Annotated in this window: 4 protein-coding genes; 3 read left to right on the forward strand and 1 reads right to left on the reverse strand. The window is 57.5% G+C overall.

Going from position 1 to position 24,091, the window contains the following annotated elements; genetic code table 11:
- Positions 1-125: 125 nt before the first annotated feature.
- Positions 126-17,114 (reverse strand): cadherin-like domain-containing protein, encoded by a 16,989-nt coding sequence (locus SH139x_RS14760; protein ID WP_488355957.1) that lies wholly within the window; start codon positions 17,112-17,114, stop codon positions 126-128.
- A gap of 448 nt (positions 17,115-17,562) precedes the next feature.
- Between SH139x_RS14760 and SH139x_RS14765 the strand changes: the two genes are divergently transcribed.
- From SH139x_RS14765 to SH139x_RS14775, 3 genes are all read left to right on the forward strand, one after another.
- Positions 17,563-18,135, forward strand: a complete 573-nt coding sequence (locus SH139x_RS14765; protein ID WP_488355958.1) for a TPR end-of-group domain-containing protein — start codon at positions 17,563-17,565, stop codon at positions 18,133-18,135.
- Between the two features lie 254 nt (positions 18,136-18,389).
- Positions 18,390-21,863, forward strand: a complete 3,474-nt coding sequence (locus tag SH139x_RS14770; protein ID WP_488355959.1) for a pyruvate carboxylase — start codon at positions 18,390-18,392, stop codon at positions 21,861-21,863.
- Positions 21,864-21,965: 102 nt separating this feature from the next.
- Positions 21,966-24,041, forward strand: coding sequence for a prolyl oligopeptidase family serine peptidase (locus SH139x_RS14775; protein ID WP_488355960.1), 2,076 nt, complete (start codon positions 21,966-21,968; stop codon positions 24,039-24,041).
- Positions 24,042-24,091 lie beyond the last annotated feature (50 nt).

The raw sequence follows: 24,091 nt of genomic DNA on the forward strand, positions 1-24,091 counted from the left end.
GAGGTCGTTTAAACAGCAAAGTGGCAACATTTACACATCACGCCCCCCCGCTGTTGCCAGCTGGGGGCACGTTTGCAACGATTCTGGACGAATACTCACCGCAAAGCAAGTAATTGGCAGAGTAATCACTCGTCCAGCAATCCCAAATCAAAATCCGCTAACAAGTCAGCAAGCGCGTCGTCGGTGGCCCGCGCCTTCGATTCTTCATTCTCAGCCGGTCCAATCGTCACCAACGAATCGATAGCACCCTCCAAGTGACCGTCGACAATCTGCCAGCTCGAGGCGTCGTGACCGAATGCGTCCGACTCGGCAGTTCCGAGGTCATCTGCCGTTTCGGGTCGCACCAAGTTGGACTGCGGCAAGTTAGCTGTACCGGCGGACACCCAATTGGTACCAGTCGCTAGACGCAGGTCAAAGCCTTCACCTTCCCCGCCCGAGGAGTTCGGGTTCCGGTTGAGGAAGTTGATGATCGCCAACGCGTCCATCGGAACGACCAAGCCGTTGCCGTTGGTATCGAAGAAATCGGGTGGTGCTGGCAGATCGCGAATTGGAATCGCCGACTGAGGTGAACGATTCAACAGGTTGATAATCCTCAAGGCGTCGATCGGAGAGACCGAGCCGTCGGCATTAACGTCCAAATTGTTGACGGGGTTCTGGTGCGTTGAGCCAATCAGTTCGATCGTCACCGTCACCCGATTCCCGATTCCGCCGTTCTCATCGACCGCTTGGTACGAGAAGGTGTCGGTCTGGCCAACGTTGCTATTGCTGATGTTGGTGTAGGTGAAAGTACCATTGGGGTTCACCGACACGGTGCCGTTTTGAGGACCGTTGATTGAACCCGCCAGCACGGTAAAGTCGTCCCCATCCGCTTCGCTGTCGTTTGCCAATAGGCCGGAGCGAGGATCGCTGATCGTCAACCGTCCGCGAACCGGTACCTGGTATCTGTCTTCCACCGACACCGGCACGTCAGGCTGCGATGCCACGTTGAGGGTGAAGGTCTTGGTAATCGCAAATGTCCCATCGGAGACACGCAGGGTGAGATTGCTGCTGCCGAAGGCATTCGGTACCAAGCGAATCTCCATCTGATCACCGGTGAAGGTGACGCCCGCTATCAAGCTGGGATCGAACGGCGAATTCTCACCAGCTGGGGTTACCAGGCTGTATGTCAGCACATCGCCATCTGGATCAAAGAAGAAGTCGCCGAGGTCACGAATGACATTAACATCTTCGTTGGTGTTGATGGGATCAAGCGATACGTTATCACGTTCACGTGGAGGATCGGGAGTGTTCACCACCGTCACGTCGATGTCGGCCGAACTCGCCAGCGTATTGCCTGGATTGAAGGCAGTCACAGTCAGCACAGTTTCCCCCGACGCATCCTCAGGCAGCGTGATCGTGAGGATCCCGTTCGCTCCCAGCGAAGTCACCAATAACAAGTCATTAGCGGAAGTCGCTTGGAAGGTCAAGGCGTCCCCTTCGGGATCGGTGAACCAAGTGTTCAGATCGATATCGAATGACTGAGCCGAGCCCTTGCTTTCGTTGTAAGTCAACGTGTCGGGGCCACCGAAGACGGCTCCATCATTCACGCCTTGGACGTCGATAGTCACCGTTCCAAACGCTGTCGCCGCTTCGGCGCCGGCGTTATCGGTGATTTGATACTGGAACGTATCGGTTCCAGCAAAATCGTCCCGCGGCGTGTAGATCAAGGTCAGCCCATCGGCACTGAGCGCCACCGTACCCCCTCGGACCGTGGTCAGCGGGAACTGGTCAGCGACCAAGGATACCGTCTGACCGGCATCGATCTCGTCCTGTGGGCCAGCAAAATCGTTGCCAAGAATTCCGTTGGCACCCGTTAGCGCGATCTCCAGTTGCTGATCTTCCTGACCGTTGTAGAAATCGGGCCCAGCCGTGGGCGGATCATTGACAGCTACGAAGCTGACCACGATTGTCGCTTGCTGGGTGCTCGACTGCGGAGCTTGACCGGCGGCGGGTGCGTCAACCACGTTGAAGACGAACTCGTCGGTGCCTGGACCACTGAAGTCGGTCGGTGGCGTATAGATCACATCCCCGTTGGCGGCGACTTGCAGGCTACCGCCCAACTTAGTGACGTTCGCCACTCCGCCGAATCCAGCCGTTTGCACTCGCAAAGCTTGCCCGTCTTCGTTATCGGGGCCAGCGTTGAAGAGGGCCACGAGGTCCGCGTTGACCAGCGTCACCACTTGGTCTTCCGGCGAATCGTCAATGTTGATCGTGTTAACCGCCGGATCACTCAACACCGGAGGATCGTTGATCGGAGCGACCGCCACGGTCACCGTCAGCAATTGTGGCGCAACCAGTTCCAGTTCGGCATCACCGCTGGCTTGACGATCTTGCACGCGAACGCGGAAGACGGCGTCACCAAAGTAATCAGGCACGGGGTCAAACGTGAAGGTGCCATTGGCGTTCACATTCAACACACCCGCTAGCTCCCCAGCATCATCCCCGGTGGCAACGCCATTGGAGAAGATCTGATTGGATCCCAAGCCGACGATTTGGAAGGGCACGCCGTTGATCACTTCCTCACCGGCGGCCGGGAAGACTTCTACCGTATCGCCGTCGGGATCAACGATGCCCGCCAACAGTCCATTGTCGTTGGGGTCTGCGTTATTCGTTCCCTGAGGATCGTTGCCCAACAACCGTTGATCTTCATCGACGTTATAGGTCAGCGACGGATTGTTGATCACCGGCGGACTGCCAGGCACGATTCGCACTTGGTAATCTTCGACTTCCCCGTCGATCGCCAGTCCCGAGGGATTCAGGTTTCCATTGCTGCTCACGCGGAACCGAGCGTAGGTCTCCAGCACGCGGTTGGGCGTGGGAGCCGACGGTGGCATCGGCACCATGATGGTCTTGATCGGATTCACACCATCGAAGAACAGATTGGTGAAGATCTTCTCACCTGGATCATCCCAATCACCATCGGCGTTGAAGTCGACCCAACCATCAACAAAACCACTTCCCGTCACGGTAACGGTGATCGCTGTTTCGATGTTGGGGTTGAAGACTCCAAACGGATTGGTCGCGGAGGTGAAAGAAACGCCATCATCGTCATTGGTGATCACGGTAACCGTGGCATCCATCACATCGACATCAGCCACACCCAGCGGGCTGGCGGCAATCGCCTCACGCAAGCGTTGGGCAATCGTCTCCGGCGAATCGCCAGCGACAAACCGGACTGGCAAATGATCTTCCGCGAAGATGTTATCGCTGTCCAGCTCGAACGTCCGTGACCCAGCGGCGTTGGCGATGCGAATCAAATCCCCGTCTGCAACCGAGGCGTCGACCGTTATCTTCAGCCCGCTTGGCAAACGTTCATACATCAAAGAAGCACTGGGAGCACCCACCACGTAAGCGGCGGCATCGTCGCCCAAAGCACCGATCAACGGTTGACCGTCAACTTCGGCATCCACTCGCGAACCGAGCAGGGGACCGTCGCCCAAAATGTGACGAGCACCGTCGGAGCTGGCCAGCGTAGGATAACGACCGGTAATTAGTGCTTGAGGATCGGGCGCGTCACCGTAATCAAAATCAACGGTTGGCAACAACAAGGTGAACCGCGTGGTCCCGTCAGAGCGATTCGGCTTCAGCTCATTGCCCGTCACATCCTTGATCGCTGGCATGAAGTAGCTGACCAATGGCTGTTCAACCGAAATGGCATTCTCGACGAAGAAGGTATCCCCACCCCGATCAACCGCTGTCAGCGAAGTCACGAAGGTGCCAAAACGTTCGTTGGCAGTATTGATCGCTTCGATGATCGCCAGCTTGAGGTCCACGCTGCTGAACGATGCAGCTTCGACAAACAGCACCGGAACCGCCCCGCCGGAGACACCGGAGAGCGACAACGTGGGAGCGGCTGAAATGTCGACCCGCGTCCGCGGGGTATCAACCAGTTCCACTTCGCCATTACCGATATTTTCGGCACTGATCCCCAACTGGGCTCCGGCAATCCGAATCGCAGCGGCAAAAGATTCAGCCACTTGGTCCGTGGTGTCGGTGGAATTGAAGAGGACTTGGATCGCCCCCGGTGCAACGCCACCACCACCGTTTGCATCTTCGAACTCGAAGACCAACTGCTGGCCTTCCTCGGTGATGATGACAGTCTCGCCATCACTGACCACGCCCCGGCGGGAGGTTAAGGTCGAATTCTCCAGGGCCACGGAGCCATCAGGCAATTGCCCCAGCGAAATCTGCCCATTCGGCAACGCGGTGGCCGTGATGCCCAAGCCCGAGCCGTTGATGGACGCCACAATCCGAGCGGCCAAATCATCCGCGGTATCTTGCCGCAAGTAATCAATCTGCACAGCCGTCGGCACATCGACCGGCGTGTTTGCTTCATTAAAAGCAAATTGCTCGGTGACACCGTTGGCCGTGATGCTGAAGGTGGAGCCATCCGGAGTGCTGTTACCACCTCCCAGAGGCGACTCCAGCAACAATGGCCCGAAGATCCGCAACGTCGAGTTGGCGGTTACGCCAGGCTCGGCAGTGCGGGATAGATTGATTTCGTTATCTATCAAAACTACCAGCGAGGCATCGCCACCGACCGAAATCACACCGCTGCCGGGTGCTGTGGGTCGCAAGTTCAACGTCGGATCGTTAGCGATCGCGTTGACGATTTGCGAGGCGATTTCGTTACCACTGGAAGTGCGGGTGAAATTGATCGCCAAGTTTGGCAAAGTGACACCATCATTGCCGCTAACTTCGTCCATACGATTCAGTTCCAGGACGACCGGTTGGCCACCCTCGGGCGTGAGCGTAATCGTGCCGCCATCCCCCATGGTTTGCGCTAAGCTGACCACGGCCAACCGCCCGGAGGCAATCAAGGCGTTGCCACCTTCAGGCAGTCCCAGGTAGAGCAGATCGCTGCCGATCGTGCGCGTGGTCACACCCAAAATTGTCGATGCCAAAGCGGTATCGATCGCCCGCACCACATCATCGGGCTGAGTCACGCCAGCGATGTCGACTGCTACATTCGCTCCGGCAACATCGCCGTCGTTGTCGAACTCGAAGTTGAAAGTGTTGATTCCATCGGTGACGACGAAGACATCTCCATCGGCGACTCCGTTTTGACCAACGCCGCCAAGTGGTACTTGCAGAGCAATCGTGCGGCTAGCTTGCACCAAACCGCTGGAGGAGGCGTTAACAATACCGCCCGACTCCATGCCGATGCGCAATTTGTCTTGCCCATCCACTTGCAGAGTAACAGTCGAACGCACACCCACACCGGGGATGTTCTGAGTCAGCGTTTCGTCGTCAATCTTACTTTGGATCGCTGCTTCCAAACTGACAACCAATTCCTGCGGCGTGTCACCAACGGCAAACAACACGGGAATGTTGCCAGAGAGTACCGAGCCGAGTTCCGTGGTGAACTCGAAGGTTACCGTGTTGATCCCATCGTTGATCGTCACGCGGTCCCCATCGGCGATGCCACCGCTGCCAGTGCCGGCGGCGGGGATGGCCAAGGTAATAACTTCGGGAACCTGTAACTGGTGCCCCGCTTCGTACTCGAAGGTAACCAAGCCACCTTGATCATCATAGATCTGAAACTGGTCGCCATCGGTCACTTGCGGGCCGGCAGGAGCCGTCACCACGAAGCGATCGCGGTTGTTTAGGCCAATCTCATAGACGGCGGTTTGCCGCCAGATACCGGCCAGCGGACGCAGAGTGATCACATCGTTGGTCGAATCGTAGGAGAATAGATAATCAATACCTTCCTCCAACAAGCGACCATTCTCGAACAGCGTGATGGCCGCACCGGCACGACGCACTCCAGCAATCGTCGGTCCGAACACGCTGCTATCGTCGACGCCACTCCCCTGGAACGGATCGGAAGCGTCGCCCGAATCACGCAACTGGATGCGGAACTCGGAGATCACACCATCTTGAACTTGTACCACGCTGACGTTCGGATCGCTGTCGTTGCCGAACGCATCGTTGTCGAATGGCGTGATCGCCACGGCCACGGGGCCAACAAAGTCAGCCCGATCGTGAGCACCACGGTCTTTGAAGACGTTGGAACCGAGGCCGGTGAAGGAAACCTCAGGATCGTCAACTCGCAATTGCCCAGTCACGTCGCGGCTCGGTGCCAGCAACGGATTCACGGGCAACCCGAGAGCTTGTTTGAGCGAACCGTACGCATCCCGTTCGGCCAACGAGTTGATGGAGCTATCGATGGCGATCGAACCGGGAACCGGGACAAAATTGTGATTCGACGGATCGACGAATAACGGCTGCGTACCCGCCAGCAGCAAATTGAAATCGCTGCCGCTGCCAGCCGGATTAATGTTGCTGGGGAAATTCGGTGAATCGGTCTCGGTACCCGCACCACCTGGTCCGGGCCAAGTCATCCGCGTTTGGAAAATCGCTGGCTCGTCCTCGGTGTGTTGGAAAATCGTGCCACCGACAATCACCTGCCCCGGTTTGGGATGGATATCTGGCCCACGCTGGGAGCCAAACCCTGCACGTTTGGTAACCTCGGATTCGACGGCGGCCTGCGTGTTGACAATCACGTTGTTCATCAAGCTGGGGCTGGCACCGTTACGCGCCATCACGCCAACTTCCGGCAACAACTGATCCATGTTCGTGCCTGGCTGAGGGTCGACCGCCAAGTTGGGCACATTGTTTACGGTGACCCGCACCGCATTGTGGATCAAGACATAGTTCTCGCTGGTACCAGCACCATCGGAGCCACCAATGCCAACGCTGTTGACTTGGCCAATCCGGTTGTGACCAAAGCCGCTCGGAGCGTCGATGGCACCGGGCCCAAAGACGTGAGGTCTCAGCGGATAGGTCACACCGTTGACCGTGCCACCGTTGTAGACCGATAGACCGCTGTTACCATCCCAACCATCGACACCGCCCAAGGCGACCGCTTCGACGCGGCCGATTGGGCCGGAGAGACCCTCGGGACCATTTCCAGATGCGTGGTTTGGCAGCACAGGTCTGCCGTTGATCGTACGGTTGATCGCCGACGCAATCGCTCGCATCACATCACTGGTTCGCCAACCGGTATGATCGGTGGAAGTGATGATGTTGACCGGGATATTGCCGTTAGCCAAAGGAGCCACACCACCACCGGCGACGAATTCAAACGTCACTTCATTGACACCGGGCTGACCGGGCAAATCGGCAACCTGCTCGATCGTGAAGGTAGTGCCTGGCAAGTTTTGGAACTGGGTAACCTCTTGCAGACTCAGCACGTGCTGGCGAGGAGCCAACACTTCAAGTGAAAGGTCATACGCACCCGTGCCACCGCTGCCGTCGACGCGGTCCGCAAAACTCAACGCGTTGTAGGCTTCGTTTCCAGTCGAGCTAACACCCAGGAAATATGCATCCGAAGCGAGCGCCGTAAAGTCGATGCTGGCCGCCCCTGGAGCGTCGCCCGAGTTAATCACGTCAACCAACTCGCCGTTCGGTCCGCCAGGGAACATTTGCACTTCACCGTCGCTGTTAAACAACCGCAAAGCCACATCGGGCCCGGCGTCCAGCGTGGAAAGATCGATCTGCACACGATCGCCGACATCAAGATGGAAGCGATAGAGATCCACATCTTGACTGGCAATCGGCAGGTTGGCATCGCCGATCACGCCGGTTGTGGTGTAAGCCCCCACGCTGTGCGAGCGACCCTGCTTGGTATCGATCGCGGTTGCCAGCTGATCGCTCGGCTCGAGCGCACCGGCTTGGGCAAAGTTTGCCGCAGTGCCATCGGAGCCATAAACCGTGTTGTTAATGACCCTGGCGAATGGTTGCACCGCTTCCTGCACCGGCGCCGCATAGCCGGCTTGATTCGAATCGGGGAATCCATTGAAGGGGAAGGCGGGATCAGACCACACCCTAGCAGTGTTGTAAGTCGTGGTCCAATGGATTCCGCTGGCACCGCGGATATAGAGCGCCGAAAGCGGATCCGCCAAATCACCGCCGAAGAATTCAATGTCAGACGGGAACTGTTGCGCGGCCATCGAATCGTTGACCCACACGTCAACCAACGGCACCAAATCATTGGTGACCAAGATACTACCGATGATTGCATCACGCATGGCGTGCATAACTTCGGTCTTAGTCGAAGCATAAACCCGCTGTGTGGGTGTCGGTGGGTTGTAAGGATTCGCCCCAGGACCACCCGAGCGATAATAGACCGGTACGTGGCCGGGAGTCCAACCGCGACCGCCAGGCTGCACGTCACCGCTATGGATCGTGTCCGGTGCCTCATCGGTACCGCTGATATCTTCAAACTCAAAGACGACGCGTGTACCACCCGCATCGATGGCAAACGTGTGGCCATCGAAAATCAAGGCCCCAAAGTAGAGGTGACCAGCGTCGGTAAAGTTCTCCAACTCCGGATCAACGTTATCGCTGAACACGCTGTCAATCACGATCGGCCGTTGATCGCCTTGAATCTGAATCCCCACGTAACCAGCACGATCGATCACGTTGTTTTGAATCACGAGACCAGGGGCCAAACCACCGATGACATCGTCGTTGGTGGTCGGCAAGTTACGGACAGCGCCTAGGGCTGGCGAATGTAAACCAAAGTTCTCATGGTACACGTTCCCGCTATCATCCAGCGGATCGATCAGGCGGTCGCCGGGATCGCTCCAGATTCCATAGACCTTGGCGTCGGAAATGGTGTTGCTATCAATGATGACTTGGCCCTGAGCTCGCTCAGCATTGATATCACCCAGTCCCTTTGAGAAACGAGCTGGTATTCGCACGTGCAACGGATTGGTAGTCACGACCGGCGTCGGAGCCATGGACTCCTCGATCGAGACGAAATCACCCGTCACGGGTCCGTACAGATTGATCCGTTCGTCGCTGGGGGTGGTAACAATCCCGCCAAAAGCTGTCGACGCTTTGATCCGCAAACCATTCTGATCCACGGCGGCGTTGATAGCCGCTCGCATCGAGGCCCCAACCTTTTCCGGAGTATCCACGGAACGGAAAGGAATACGAATGTTACCAAAAGCAACTCCGTTGCCGTTGGGCGTGGCAACTGTCAACTCGTCAAACTCAAATGTCAACGCCTTGGATCCATCGCCCAGATTGAAACGGAAGCCATCCTGCAGATCGGCCCCGGCGGGGGCGACGATCGTGATCGACTCGGCGTGCCGATCGTTGGTATCAAAGGCCTCGTCCAGCACAATTTGACGACCGGGGGCCGACGATGTGCGGAAGTAGGATGTGGCGGGACGAACTTCTAATTGGTACTCGCCAGAGCTGATACCAACAGGTTCACCCGAAGCGGTGAAGGAATCATCGCCCGGTGTTGCCCCCATGACCATTTCACCCCGTTCGGCGAAACCGATCACAATATCATCAATGTAAAAGCCTTCACCAAACGTGGTGTTGCCCGTTTCGTACACCAACCGCAATATCAAACTGTCGCGGAATTCAAAGGCATCCAGCGGCACAATCGCTTGTTGCCAGCCGCCATTGTTGTCAATGACAGCATCTTGCCCAGTGTTGCTAGCGATGGTCGTAACTTGGTTACCAGCAACCATCTCCAGCCGCACGCGATCACCAGCACCGCCGCTGAAGAAGTAATTGAAATACAATCGCGGCAAGTCCTCAGCCGAGTATCCAGCCAAGCTGAAGGTAGCCGAGTCAAACGTGCTGACGGTGTTTGCCGCGGAGGTGCTGGGGTTGAACCGCAAGCTGCGTCCACCGGCAGTCGCCGGACGGCTACCGTCAAAGGAAGCCGGAATACCATGCCCTGGGTTACCACCGCGAGAGACATCGAGTTCCCAACCGGCAGGCAGCGCTTGCGTATCGAACAGTTCTGCCACAACGGGCGCTTCGGCGGTGGTCAACACCGGCGTATCGGCTCCCGAGTAGAACCGCTCTTCGGCAATTCGCACGACCGAGTTGATCGGTTCGCGGCGAACAGAGGAGGTATTACCCAACACCGTGGGCTGGCGAGCCCCGTGTGAAATGCCAACGAAATAAGTTCCCTCTGGCAAAGCGACGGGACCGATAAACGGATCTCCAGAGCCCGTCGAACCGGCGTGGAAAATATTCTCCGACAGCGTCGACAAGAAGCCAGTGCGGTCCTCGGCGATATTGCTGGCCGAGCCATACAGCACCAGCTGAGCCGTAGCCGGGCTGCCGCTAGCCGAATAATAAATCGCCATGTTGGTGTCAGGACGGCTGATACCATCGGCGTAATCAATGTCGAACACCGCGGGAGCAATCACTCCACCAGCGGTTGATCCGACGGCGGGAGCATCCAGCACGACGCGGTAGAAATCAACATCACCGACACCGGACAACGCACCACCGACGCTGACCGTGCGATCATTGCCAGCCAACAAGTTGCCAAGATATTGAGGACGATTGCCACTGGCAAAGGCGTCTTGGAAGATCGAGTTGTTGTTGCTGACCGCACTCACACCTTCATTCTCTTGTGCTTCGCCCAACAACGGCGACTCACCGGGCAAGCCCTTGACATGCACACCGTGATTGGCAAACCGGATGTCGGCAAACGTGACCGTCGATCCGGGGAACTCTTGTCGCTCACCCAAGCGGATTTGGAAACGATAAGAACCGCTGGTCAAGCCGCCAGCCGCATCGTTAATATCGACTGAATTACTGCGAACTCGCACGAAGTATGGTCCACGCGAACCGACCGCACCGGGCAATACGATTCGCATCCCCGCATCCCGCGGATTGGTCGAGCCAAAGTCAAAATACTCGTCGCCCGAGCTGAGCGTTGCCAGCCCCAAGGGGCCTTTGGAGAGAGGACCAACCAAGCCATCAACTTGCTCGCTGAAGACTTCAATCGTACCAGAGTCAAAAACCTCGTTGCCGCTGTTGGTGCTGCGTGCCAGCACCCTGCCCTGGGCATCAAGCAACTCAACGACGCTATCCAAAGCAAAACTGGTGCGATCAATGTCAATCCAAATCTCGCTGCCCGCTTCACCACGGAATTGATAAACATCAACATCGGACGGTTGGCTGAGGAAGCCCTCGACTTCAAAACCGATGCGACGCAAATCGTCACCCTGAACTATCCGGCCAGCCAAGTCACCTAAAACTTGCGCACTCGATGCCCGGCCGTTTGAGCCAGGAGCCTGATCGGTCTGCAGTTCCAACTCTTGCACGACTGCCACGTTGCGATCGTTGCTGGTTTGATCCAAGAACAAGCTCCGCCAATCATTGGGCGAGGGCCGCGTGGCGAACCTGTCGTTGTTGGTATCGGTTTGCTCGGTTCCGTCCGGTTTCCGCCCAGCACCGACGGTGTCGTCGTATAGGCTGGTCATGACAACCGGGAATCCGGGACGCCCCAGTACGTGAACGGCACCACCGATGCGATCGGCGATACCGTTTTCCGTTCCAGTAACCGTAAAGCCAGTTCCCGTGGTATCACTGAATGGCGAACCGGCTCCGAGCAGCTTGATAACGAGACTCTCGTTGGGGCTACTTTGCAGACGCAGTTGGCCCGAACCATGGAAGTTGTCGACTACGATCGAGTCGTACAAAACGTGGACAATGTCCGTATCATCCCAGACGCTCTCGGTAGTCAGCGTGTTGCCACGGATTTCCATTCCGTTCAGCTCATTGTTGTCCAAGGCGTTACGACGCACCAAGGGACCACGATTGTCATCGAGCCCCTCGAGACGCTCGGCGTAGCCGGTCTGACGTCCCACATCGAGATTGAATTCGCCCAACAGCGAGTTGGCGTCGATGTCAATCACGCTACCTTCATTACCGGTAAAACTGTTACCAACGATGATCGGTTGGCTGCCGCGAACAAAAATCGTGGCAGGCGTGTTGGCCAAGCGACCAAACCGTCCGTTGGGACCTTGCCCGCCGATGCCGTCGGCATTGTCTTCGAAGATCGTGTTGACGATCCGAGCGGTCGCTTGTTGCAATTCAATCGGATTGAATGCTTTGAAAGTACCCTCGATTCGCGACAAGCCACCGGCGTAAGCCACCACGGCGTGGTCCAAGCTCAAGTGCGAGGTTGGGCTGGCGTAGAATCCAGCCCAATCACCCGCTGCGGGAGCGGAGAAACCAGTGGTGGGCGTACCATTGTTGTTCGTATCGAAACTACCGCCGGCACCAAAGCGATCATCTTGAATGCTGGAGAAAATAACCTCTTCGCTTTCCGTTCCTTCGGCCAACAGCTGAGCACCGAATCCAACCTCGATCCGCGATCCTTGAATCTTGACAACTGTACCTGGATCAATCACCAAGGACGAAGTCGGTCGACCTCGCTCGCCCGTGCGAGCCAGATCCAACATGCTAGTGGCGTCTGCCTGGGCCAAACGATCGACGTGACCCGTGGCATTTGCATTCAGTTCGGCGACCAAGCCATAATTTACGCCATCGTCCGAACGATACAGCCGGCGGAATCGATAATCCGAGCTAGCTGGTACCTGCGGCAAACCAGACAACCGGATTTGGCTGTCATCACCCGCGACGGTAAATTCAGGCGTCGCGTCACTGGCCAAACTCTCAAAGCCAAACATGTCGACCAAGGTCAGACGATAGGAGTACGTCCCCGGCTCTACCGAACCAGCGTCGCTGATCACTTGATGAGTCACCGAACTCAAGCTGGGTCGGAAACCATCGCGAATTGCTCCGCCCGCGTTACCTGCCAGAATGAGATTCTCCGATAGGATGTGAACGATATCGGTATCGTCCCACCTGCCGCTAACAACTTGTTGCACCGGATCTTGGTCCGGTTGTGTTTCCACGCGAATGAATAAGCCATTGAGCGAGTTGTTCGTCAGCACGTTGCGGCGGATATCGGGACCAACCCGATCGTAATCCGAGGTGAAAGCTCCCGGAGCTTGATAACGTGGTGCCTGATAGCTGACTTCTTCAAAACTGTTCGGCGCCGCGCTCATCGCCGCATCGGCACTGTCGGTGATGCGGTTAAACGTAATCGTGGGACGCGTGTCGACGATTTGAATTGGATTGACCGTTACCTGCGTCGCATCCACCCGCACGTTGCTGCCACCCCCGTAGCGGATGTCGGCAAAGTTGATGTGATTGAGGAAAATCCCCTGGTCTTCCAGGTTGAAACGTCCGAACTCGTCATCCACATCACGACGCAGTACGATCCCGCCCCAATCACCCTGCCCGGGTAACGTGGTGCCAGGCGTGGCCTGAGCCACGGTGCGGTCGCGTGAACTGGTGAAGATAACGCTTCCCACTGCCGGCTCTTCACCCCGCAGCATCAGCTCGCCGGCGGCATTCAACAGCCGCGGGGTGCCGAGGACCTGCAAAGCCGATCCACTGCGATCCAATTGCAGGTTTGAGCTACCGACGCCAATCCTGGCATTCCGCAATTTGACGATCGTGCCGGCGTCAATCATGACCGTCACGCCCAATGGCACGTCCATTGACGCACCATCTTCAAGGATGGCTCCGCCAGTTTCACCAAAGCCAATGCTGTAAGCAAAGTTGTCAACCGGTGTCTCTAACAAGCCATCGTTACCGCCATTACCCACGATGCGGACAATGTCGCCGGGATGAGTGACCCGAAACGCACTGGGAGCAACCGCGCTGGCAATGTTGTTGAATGGTTGCGCTGAGGTCCCATCGGGGAACGCGCTAGCCGATTTGTCAACAAAAATCGTGCGACCGTAAACCGTCGCCCCGCGGAAATTCGGGCTAAAGCTGACCGAACGCTCGTTGGAGAAAGTCAACAGGTTGTCGATGTCAGCACCGACGCCGACCGCTGCGGTGACTTGCGTCGAACCCGACTGGGCGTTGACCAACGAGGCTACCAGGTTGGCCATTTGACTCGACGAGAAACTGGTCCGGTAACGAATCGCAATGTTGCCGCTGCTGAGCGGTGGTTGACCGGGAACGACGTTGTTGAAAGCATCCACTTGAACGAATTGATAAGTGCGCGTGATCCCGGTGGGACCAGCGACCAACGTCATCGTGGAACCTGGCACCACGGTGCTACCGTTGGCAAAGGCAACCTGTCGCGCTTCGGGACGAACTTGGAACCAGAAGTTATTCGCCCCGCCAGGGATTCCGTCGCCGTCGCCGTCAACTGGAGTGCCGGGAATGCCAACCGCATCTCCATCAACGTCTCGCAACGAATCACGACCATCGGTGTTGGCCTCAAACTTGACGAACAGCTGGTAATCACCCTCGCTGCCGCCGCCAAACCCAGTGCCGGGAATCACCGGATCGTATTGATCATTTCCGGATGCCGACACGCCGATGTAATACACGCCGTCGCCCAATGGCAATTGCAGACGCGAGTCGGTACCAAAATAATTGTCATTGAAAGCGATCGGCTCAATGTCGCCGCCGCTGAGCACCAATTGCTTGAATGGCAACTCGGGCAAATTGAAGATCGGCTCGAACTCGGCGAAGTTATCCAACAAACCGAAATCATCGCCATGAACGTCGATCACGCGGACCAACGACGAGGCAAACGGATCGGCCTGGATCGCTTTCAGCATGTCTCGCGGTGTTCTCGCCAAATCATCCAGCTCGGACGCTTGGTCCGCTTCGTCTAACAAGTCCAGATTCGGCAAGAACGGGATGTCGACGGTGAAGGAATTGATCCCGGTCTGCACAATGATGACGCGGAACTCTGCTTGATTGTCCAGCTTACGCTGGGCGTCTTCCGCTGCCGTCAACGAGCTGTCTGGCGGACTGTAATCACGGAACGAACGGACGAAGTCAATCTTGGTTTGATTGCCCAGCTTGCCGGGAGCAATCGCTTCGATGCGAATCGGCGCGACGGGAATCGAAAAACTGGTTTCAACCGCAGCCTGCGTCTCTTGGAACAATCGCAGCGACGTGTCCAACGGACTGCTGTCGGGCAACCGCTGAGCAAATGTCTCAGCAGTCAAAATACCAGTGTTCGAGCCTGTGGTGACATCGACTTCAAAGCGATAGAGATCGAGATCGCTGCCGACCTGGCCGTGCAGGAACGAACCATGCTGAATGTCGTAGTTGCCGGGGAAAATCGGTTCCAACGGGCGATTGCTGAACTCGGCCCCAACCTGGTTGTAGATGGGGCGATCGAAGTCACCCGTGTTAAACAAGTTTTGGTTGATCGTGCCGTTCAGGAAAGCGTCCGAAAGGGCCATCACCGTGGAATTGCCCAAATCGTTAGCTTGCCCCAAGCCCAACAAGGCGCCGACGCCAGCGAAAGCCGTGCGGAAGAAATCTTGTCCAAAGCCGACTTGCCACTGATGCAGCGCATCGAGCACCAACAAACCGTCTTCAAAAGCCGCGTCGGGAACAACCGCCGCTCGACTCTGATTGAACAGCAACACATTCGCACCATTGACCGCCGTGGGAGTCCCCAAGGCAATCGCCAAACCATCCGAATTGGTCTCAACAAAACGCACGCCTAAGTAGTTGCTCCAAAGATCCAACGCTTCGCGCACGCGCTGCTTCATCTCATCGGTAATACTGTTCCCCAAACCGGCCGCGGGGGGGCCAAAGTTATACTCGATCAGCTTGATCTGCGAGTCGGATTCGGGGCTGAACATCGAATTGATGTAGTCCGCAAACACACCCGCGTTGCGTCCCAACAGGTCGCGAGCCGCCGGGTCGTTGGGTCCACCAGGCAAATCGATTGTATAAGGAACCGGGCTGATCGTCTCGTCGAAAATCAAACTGGTAACCTGCGAGCCACCAAACATGCCGACGTCGTAAGCGGTGGAGAAACTATCCGCCAACAGGCGAATCGGATCCATCGCCGGTAGACCAGCCCCCAGCGGCGAATCACCACTGCCGGAAACAATCATCGCCTCCACGCGCAAACTGGCGCCATCGTTGACCGTCACGTCCGAGTCGTTGATCAAATCAACCAACGCTTGCACGCTAGGCCGAGGGTTCGCGCCGCCCAAATCGACAACAAGATCAAAGTAGTTGTCGGTCTCATTCACCGTGACCGCCAAGCCACCAACGCCACTGTCAACAAAACGAACTTGATTCCACTTGGCACCGACACCCCCAGCGACCGAGATGAACTCTACGGTCGTGGTCTGTTCGCCAGTGGTCCGCAACGTCGAACGGGCCGAAGAAACAAAGTTCTGCGAACTGTCCGGCTCGAAGAACAAATCGATCGAATTGGCCAAGTCACCGCTGATGTAAGTCGGAACTCCCTGAGTACCATCCACACCGGCGGGCAAGTTCACCGCGTTACCAACTCGCAACCGATAAGCGCCACCACCAACGCCGTCCATCACGTTCTCGCGGATCAATAATTCTAGATCCTTGGCGAACGTCAACGTGGCGGTCTGCGTCGCGTTGTTAAATTCCACCGTCGTCGGCAAGAACAAAAAGTCGTCGGTGTTGCGGACCGAATCCTGCGTGTAAAGCAACTGGTAGAAACGTGGATTGTGCGCCGAACGATCGGTCGGCACCCCAGTCCCCGGAATCACCTCACCGGTCGTCGGATCGGTAGCCGCCGTGCCAGGAACATCTTCCAAGAACAAAGGCTCGTTAAAATAAACCGTGACCTGATCACGCTGCTGCTGCAATGTCCCATCGCCCAAACGCACGACAGGCTGCGGCACCACCGATTCCACCAAAGCGCCAAGCCGTAATTCGAACTCGCGCAGCTCTTTCCGCTGGCTGCTGTCGCGGGGTTGCAAAAGCACTCCGGCGGTGCCGTCGTCGGCCGTGTTTCGCAGCCCCACGATTCCCGACGAAGGATCATCGAAAGCAAATACCTCAATCCGATAACGATCGTCCGGTAGCGATTCAGCAAACCGCACCAAGACCTCGTTCTCAGCCTGAGAGTTGACCAGCACCGAGCCGGGCTCGATGAGCACGTCGTCAAGCGTGTCCAACTGGCCGTCATTTCCGGCCCGTGTCAAACGAATCGCATCCAGCGTATCGGGATGGATTTGTTGACCATCGTCAAACCGGAACGTTAACACCCGCGGTGCGACGTTCAACTGAGTAACCGGATCCATGCCCGCGTCGATCAATGACCCTTGATTCGGCTGGATTCCAATCAACTGGGGTCCGGCAGCCAATAATTGGCGCGCCTCCAGCTTTTCCAGCAATGATCGGCGAAGCCGAAATCGGCTCGCTCGGCGTTGATCGGATGATTTCTTTTCCACGGGGCGCCGTTTACGGGTTGCCATAAAGCCAACCTATCGAAGACGTGAGGCCGCTGCCGGTCGTAATCCGACAGCGGATGATGATGTAACAGGAGGTCAAATTTGTCTCTAAATCCAGACCAGACGAGCCAGTCGAGTCAAGCAAAACTGTCGCCACGGACCTCGACCTAAGACGCGAGTATAGTCCGCTTGCTTTCCGGCTCAAATTTTGTTTTCCCTAGACCGCCTATCTTGCCTGGATTAATTCAGTCCATGCCCGTCATGTGGGTTGTGTGCATTATGACGATTGGACGAATTGATGCACTCGCGTCCACCTGCGGTAAACCGTCGATGGAAATTGAGTCTTGGCTTTGACGTTGAACTTGAGTCGAAGTTCCCAGATTGACCAGGATTGGGCTTGTCGTCGACGGATCGACGGTAGAATGAGGGCTGGCTAGCACGTATGCGTAAGGGCCGTCAGCGGGGGGCAACGATGAGTAATGAACAAAAGTTATGTCGCGGCGATGTGGGCGGCAAACTATTGGCGGCAGAAGGATGGATTGAGCTGGTCACGGTGCCTGCAGCCCGGCTGGGCATCACGAGGAAACTGCAACTCCGCTTGGCTCGTCGCGCGTTGCGGTCGGCGATCGCCGCCACTCCACCCCCCGAATTAGCTTGGCGTCGTGACTTGGTGATCGGCCAGTCGTTGCGTTTGCTGGGGCGGCATCGTCAAGCGATTGGGCCGTTGCTAGCGGCCCTCCGCCGTCAGCCCCAGCAGCGTCAGGGCTGGATCGCGCTCGGCTGGTGTCTCAAGCGTTTGGGGCGACCCGATCGAGCAGCCAGGGTGATGTCGCGAGCGATTAACGTGCTTCCCGATGACGCGGTCCTGCATTTTAACTTTGCCTGTTACCTGGCGTTGTTGAATCAAGCCGAGCTGGCGATTGGCGAGCTATTGTGGGCGATCGAGCTGGAACCCAGCATCCGCGGTCTGCTCTCAGCAGAGTCCGATTTTGACCTCATTCGCGGCTCGGCTTCTTTCCAAACGCTCTGCCACTCGACCGTCTAGACCCACTTTCTCGGCCACCCACCGGCGGTGGGCGGTGGGGCGGGAGGTAAAAAGAGGAACGCGTTTCTCGCGTGCTCGTGCTCAGCGAAGCGGTGCTCGTAATCGTAATCGGCGAGCGCAATCGTAATCGGCGAGCGAGCTGCCAGGAGTGAGTACGAGTACGAGCTTGGTACTCCCACTCGTACCCGATCGTTACCTGCGATAATGTGTTATTTGTCCCACCCCGCCTCTTTTTTCTCGCTTGAGTCCCGCCGATGCGTCCGATCCGCAAGCTGCTTGTTGCCAACCGCAGTGAAATTGCCACCCGTGTTTTTCGTAGTGCGACCGAACTGGGCATTCGCACCGTGGCAATCTACTCCCACGAGGACCGCTACGCGCTGCATCGTTTTAAGGCTGACGAGGCGTACCAAATTGGTCGATCGGGCGAACCGATCCGCTCCTATTTGGACATTCCGGGAATCGTCGCTTTGTGTGTCGGCCACAAAATCGACGCGGTTCACCCGGGCTACGGCTTCCTCAGCGAGAACCCCGACTTTGCCGCCGCTCTGGAACAAGCTGGCGTGCTGTTTGTCGGCCCCAGCGTTCGCAGCCTGCAGTTGCTCGGTGACAAGACCTCAGCCCGACAGCTCGCAGAAAAAGCGGGAGTGCCAATTTTGGGCGGCACGAAAGCGGCAGTCCGCAGTTTGGAGGAAGCGGCGACGGCGGCCGATTCTTTGGGCTTTCCCGTGATCCTCAAAGCTTCCAAGGGAGGCGGGGGACGCGGCATGCGGGTGATCGAGTCGGCAGCCGACCTGGCTGGCGGTTTGGAGCAAGCGCAGCGCGAGTCGCTGACCGCGTTCGGCAGCGATGAAATTTTCGTGGAACGCTTTGTCCAGCGGGCCCGGCATATCGAAGTTCAACTGCTGGGGGACCAACATGGCGGTCTCGTACATCTTTACGAACGCGACTGCAGCGTCCAGCGTCGGCACCAAAAAGTGGTCGAAATCGCTCCGGCCCCCAACCTTTCAGCCGAAACGCGACAGCAACTCTGCGAAGCGGCGCTAAAGATTGGTCGCGAAGTCGGTTACGAGAATGCGGGCACGGTCGAATTTCTGCTCGATGTTGACCGGGGTGATTTTTACTTCATCGAAGTCAACCCGCGTATCCAAGTCGAACACACAGTGACCGAAGAAGTCACCGGCATCGACATTGTCCGCTCGCAGATCTTGGTCGCCCAGGGACACCGGCTGGACGACGACGCGGTGGGGATGCCGACGCAAGCGAATATCCAAACGTCCGGTTTTGCGATTCAATGCCGCGTGACAACGGAAGATCCGGAAAGTCAATTCCGGCCCGACTATGGCCGCATCACCCACTACCGATCGGCCGGCGGCATGGGCATTCGTTTGGATGCCGGCAGCGCGTTTTCGGGGGCTGTCGTCAATCCTTTCTACGATTCGATGTTGGTCAAATGCACGGCGCGGGGACGCAGTCTCAGCGAAGCGGCGCGGCGGATGGATCGCTGCTTGCAAGAATTTCGCATTCGTGGCGTGAAAACGAACATCCCTTTTTTAATTCGCCTGGTGGGACATCCCACGTTCTTAAAAGGCGAGGCGACCACGCGGATGATCGATCAATCGCCCGAGCTTTTCAAGTTGCCCAGGCGGCGAGATCGCGCCACACGTTTATTGAATTTCCTCGCCGAGACGATCGTTAATGGCAACCCGCTGGTTACCGGCCGACCGGTTGCGACGCGACGGACTCCGGCCCCGCTGCCGGATCTCGACGCCGTCCAACCGCTGCCGCCTGGCTCGCGCGACGTTTTTTTGGAAGGTGGCCCGCGAGGACTGATTGAGTGGATTCGTCAGCAACCCGATTTGTTGTTTACGGATACCACGATGCGCGACGCCCACCAGTCGTTGCTGGCCACGCGGGTCCGCACCTTTGACATGCTGCAGATCGCCCCGGCTTACGCGCGGCTGGCCCCTCAGTTGTTTTCCCTGGAGATGTGGGGGGGCGCGACGTTCGACACCTCGATGCGATTTCTAAAAGAAAGCCCGTGGGATCGATTGACCGAACTCCGCTCGGCAGTCCCCAATATTTTGTTCCAGATGTTGCTGCGAGCCTCCAGCGCCGTCGGCTATGCGAACTATCCCGATAACGTCGTGAAGCTATTCGTGAAGGAATCGGCCGCCGCCGGGATGGATGTGTTCCGCGTTTTTGACGCATTGAACTGGCTGCCCAATTTGCGAGTGGCAATGGACGCAGTGCTCGATTCGGGCGCGATCTGTGAAGCTTGTATTTGCTACACCGGCGACATTCAGAACCCTCAACGAACAAAATACGATCTGAAATACTATGTTGAATTGGCCAAGCAGCTCGAAGCGGCCGGAGCGCACATCCTGGCGATCAAGGATATGGCCGGTTTGCTGAAACCAACCGCCGCCCGCCAATTGATCCGAGCCTTGCGGGATGCCGTGGGCATTCCACTCCATTTTCACACCCACGACACGGGCGGCGGGCAAGCCGCTTCGATTTTGGCCGCTGCCGATGAGGGCCTGCAAATCGCTGACGGAGCATTAGCACCACTCTCTGGCGGGACTTCACAAGTCAACCTAAATATTTTGGTCGAAGCCCTGCGAGATACTCCTCGTGAAAGCCCCTTGCCGACCGAATCGTTGACCCAGCTGAGTGTCTATTGGCAGGCCGCGCGGGAATTCTACTTACCCTTTGAGAGCCCCGTGTTGCCAGCAACCGGCGACCTCTATCAACACGAGATGCCGGGCGGGCAGTACACGAATCTGTTTCAGCAGGCCCGCGCGCTGGGACTGGCCGATCGCTGGGCCGAAGTCTGCCGAACTTACGCCCAGGTGAATCAGATGTTGGGCGACATCGTCAAAGTCACCCCGACGAGCAAAGCGGTTGGTGATTTAGCGTTGTTCATGGTGGCTGGTGATCTCTCACCGGAGGATGTGATCTCGGCCGAAACGCCGCTCGCCTTTCCCGCCTCGGTGATCGACCTTGTGGCCGGTCGCATGGGGCAACCACCGGGAGGCTTTCCCGAACAAATCAAGCGGGTCATCCTCGGTGATGTGCAAGCGGTCGCAGGGCGGCACGGAGAGAGTTTGCCGCCAGCCGACATCGACGCCGCCAGACATCGAGCGACTGAGTTGCTGGGACGCCCCGCCAGTGATCGCGACGCGGCCTCGGAATCACTCTACCCCAAAGTCTTCGCTGAGTACGCGGCTCATGTGAAACGTTACGGCGACGTGGGTGCGCTACCCACGCCAAACTTTCTGTATGGCCAAACGCCCGGCGAAGAGATCGCGGTCGATATTGAACCTGGCAAGCGCTTGATCATCAAGTATTTGGCCACCGGTGAGGCCCATCCCGATGGCACTCGGACGGTCTTTTTTGAACTCAATGGACAACCGCGAGAAATTACCGTTCGCGATCAGGCCCGCGAACCCGAGGGCAAAGTCGCTCTCAAAGCCGACCCCGAAGACCCCTCGCAAATCGGCGCCACCATGCCGGGAATGGTAATCAACGTGGCCGTAGCCGTCGGCGACTCGATCAAGAAGGGGCAAAAGTTAATGGTCTTGGAAGCGATGAAAATGGAAACCACCATCAACGCGCCAGTTAACGGAATCATAAAATCGATTGCCGCTAGCCCGGGAACGCAAGTCGAATCGGGCGACCTATTGTTGACCCTCTCAGGGCAACCGGGGGTCGAAGTCACTGGTACTTGATCGCCCAACCCGCAGGCTACCTGCTGTCGGCCGACCAACCCCCGCTAAAATTTTTTTGCGCCTATACGCACCCGCCTCTTTTCAACCGCTGGAACTGCTTCCGTGAAATCCTTTCGGCTCTTGCTCGGCGGCATCGCTGCCTCAATGTTTTTGCTGTTGTTCTTCTCAGGTGTTTCCACCCGCGCGGACGGTCCCGCCGATAACAACGTCAAAGCCGTCCGCCCGGTGCCCCCTCCCGGGGAAATGCCGGACGCCGCCCAATTGGCCGCATTACAAACGGAACTGGCGAGGGTGGAGGAAGCATTAGCGACCGCAAAACTGGCGGCTGGCCAACAAGCCGACGCCTGGTATCCCGATGTGGCTATCTTCACCCGCGCCGTGCGGCTGGCGATTGAACAACAAACTTTCTATCGCCCCCAAGATTTCGCCACGGCCAAAAATCACCTGCGCATGGCGGAACAACGGCTGGCGGCCTGCCAGCGTGGCCTTTCCGGATTGCCGTTGCTGCTGGAGGGCGTGTCAGTGACGCAGGTTGCGGAAGAACAATTCGGGCACCGCATGCTGGTTGGCGGATTTCGCTCGAAAATCGACGGCTCGGTGCAACCGTACGGGCTGATCATGCCGGCTCAATGGAAAGCTGCTGAGGTTAATCCCCGACGGCTCGATGTTTGGCTGCACGGCCGCGGAGAACGCGAACTGGAACTGCAGTTTCTCGGCAAACGACAACGCGATAAGGGCTATTATTCACCAGCCGATGCTTTCGTGCTGCATCCCTTTGGACGCTACTGCAACGCGTTTAAGTTTGCCGGTGAGACCGACGTGTTCGAAGCGATCGAGCACCTCCAACAACTGACCGCGATCGATCCGCGGCGGATCAGCATCCGGGGCTTTTCCATGGGCGGAGCCGGTTGTTGGCAACTGGCCGTGCATTACCCCGGCTACTGGATGGCCGCCACGCCGGGTGCTGGTTTCTCCGAGACATTGGAATTTCTTCGCCTCTTTCAAAAAGAGGATTTCCAGCTCGATGAAGCTGGCCGCACTTTGTTGAATTGGTACGATTGTCCTCCTTGGGTCAACAATCTCCGCAACCTGCCGACGATCGCTTACAGCGGAGAGCTCGATCGCCAACGGCAAGCGGCGGAGATCATGGTCGCCGCGGCAGCAGACCAGGGCTTTCAGTTGCCTCATGTCATTGGCCCCGAGACGGAGCACAAGATCCATCCCGAGTCACAAACGCAAATCGCCCAGCAAATGGACCAGTGGGCCATCGACGGACGCCCACTCGTCCGCCGCAATATCGACTTTACCACCTTCACCTTGCGTTACGCAGGCTGCGACTGGGTGCATGTGGAAGGGCTGCGGAAACATTGGTCCGAAGCGCGAGTTCAAGCCAACATTACCGACGCCGGCGATATTCAAGCGGTGACCAACAACGTCACGCATCTCAAGCTGGCTTTCACCCCCGAGCAAACGACCGCAATCAAACTCTCCGGCCAAGTCACCCTCGACGAGCAGACGCTGTACCCCGCAGCAGCCGCCGCGGGCGAAGGTTGGAAAGCCAACTTTATTCGCCAAAACGATACTTGGTTTGAGCTGGAATCGGCGGACGCCAGTCTCCGCAAACGGCCCGGTCTGCAAGGTCCGATCGATGACGCGTTCAGCGACTCATTCGTGGTCGTCACCCCGTCGCGACCAGCCGCTCACGGTGTCGTCGAACGTTGGATGAGCAGCGAACTGAACCATTTGCGACGGGAATGGCCTCGCCAGTTTCGTGGCGAGGTGCGAGAAGTCGCTGACACGGCAGTCGATGCGGCGATCATTCGCGACCACAACTTGGTGCTGTTCGGTGACCCGACAGGCAATCGATTGCTCGCACAGATCATCGCCGAGCTGCCGATCGCATGGTCGCGAACGGTGCTGCGGGTCGGCGATAAGAGCTATCCGGTGGAAACCTCCGCCGTGGCGATGATCTTTCCCAACCCGCTGAACCCCAACCGCTACGTGGTGCTCAACAGCGGCTTTACCTATCGCCAATACGCCTACCTGAATAACGCTCGGCAAATCGCCCAGCTTCCCGATTGGGCCGTGCTGGACGTGAGCAATGGGGCTTCACCCTTGCGAGCTGGGGAAATCGAGACCAGCGGTTTCTTTAACGAACAGTGGCGACTGGCCAACTAAGCACCTCCGCATGCGTCATTAAACAAAACAGCATCAGCCGCCACGCGCCA

Origin of the sequence: Kothea flammea (genome assembly GCF_052161645.1) — a bacterium.
Taxonomy (GTDB): domain Bacteria; phylum Planctomycetota; class Planctomycetia; order Pirellulales; family Pirellulaceae; genus Laterigemmans.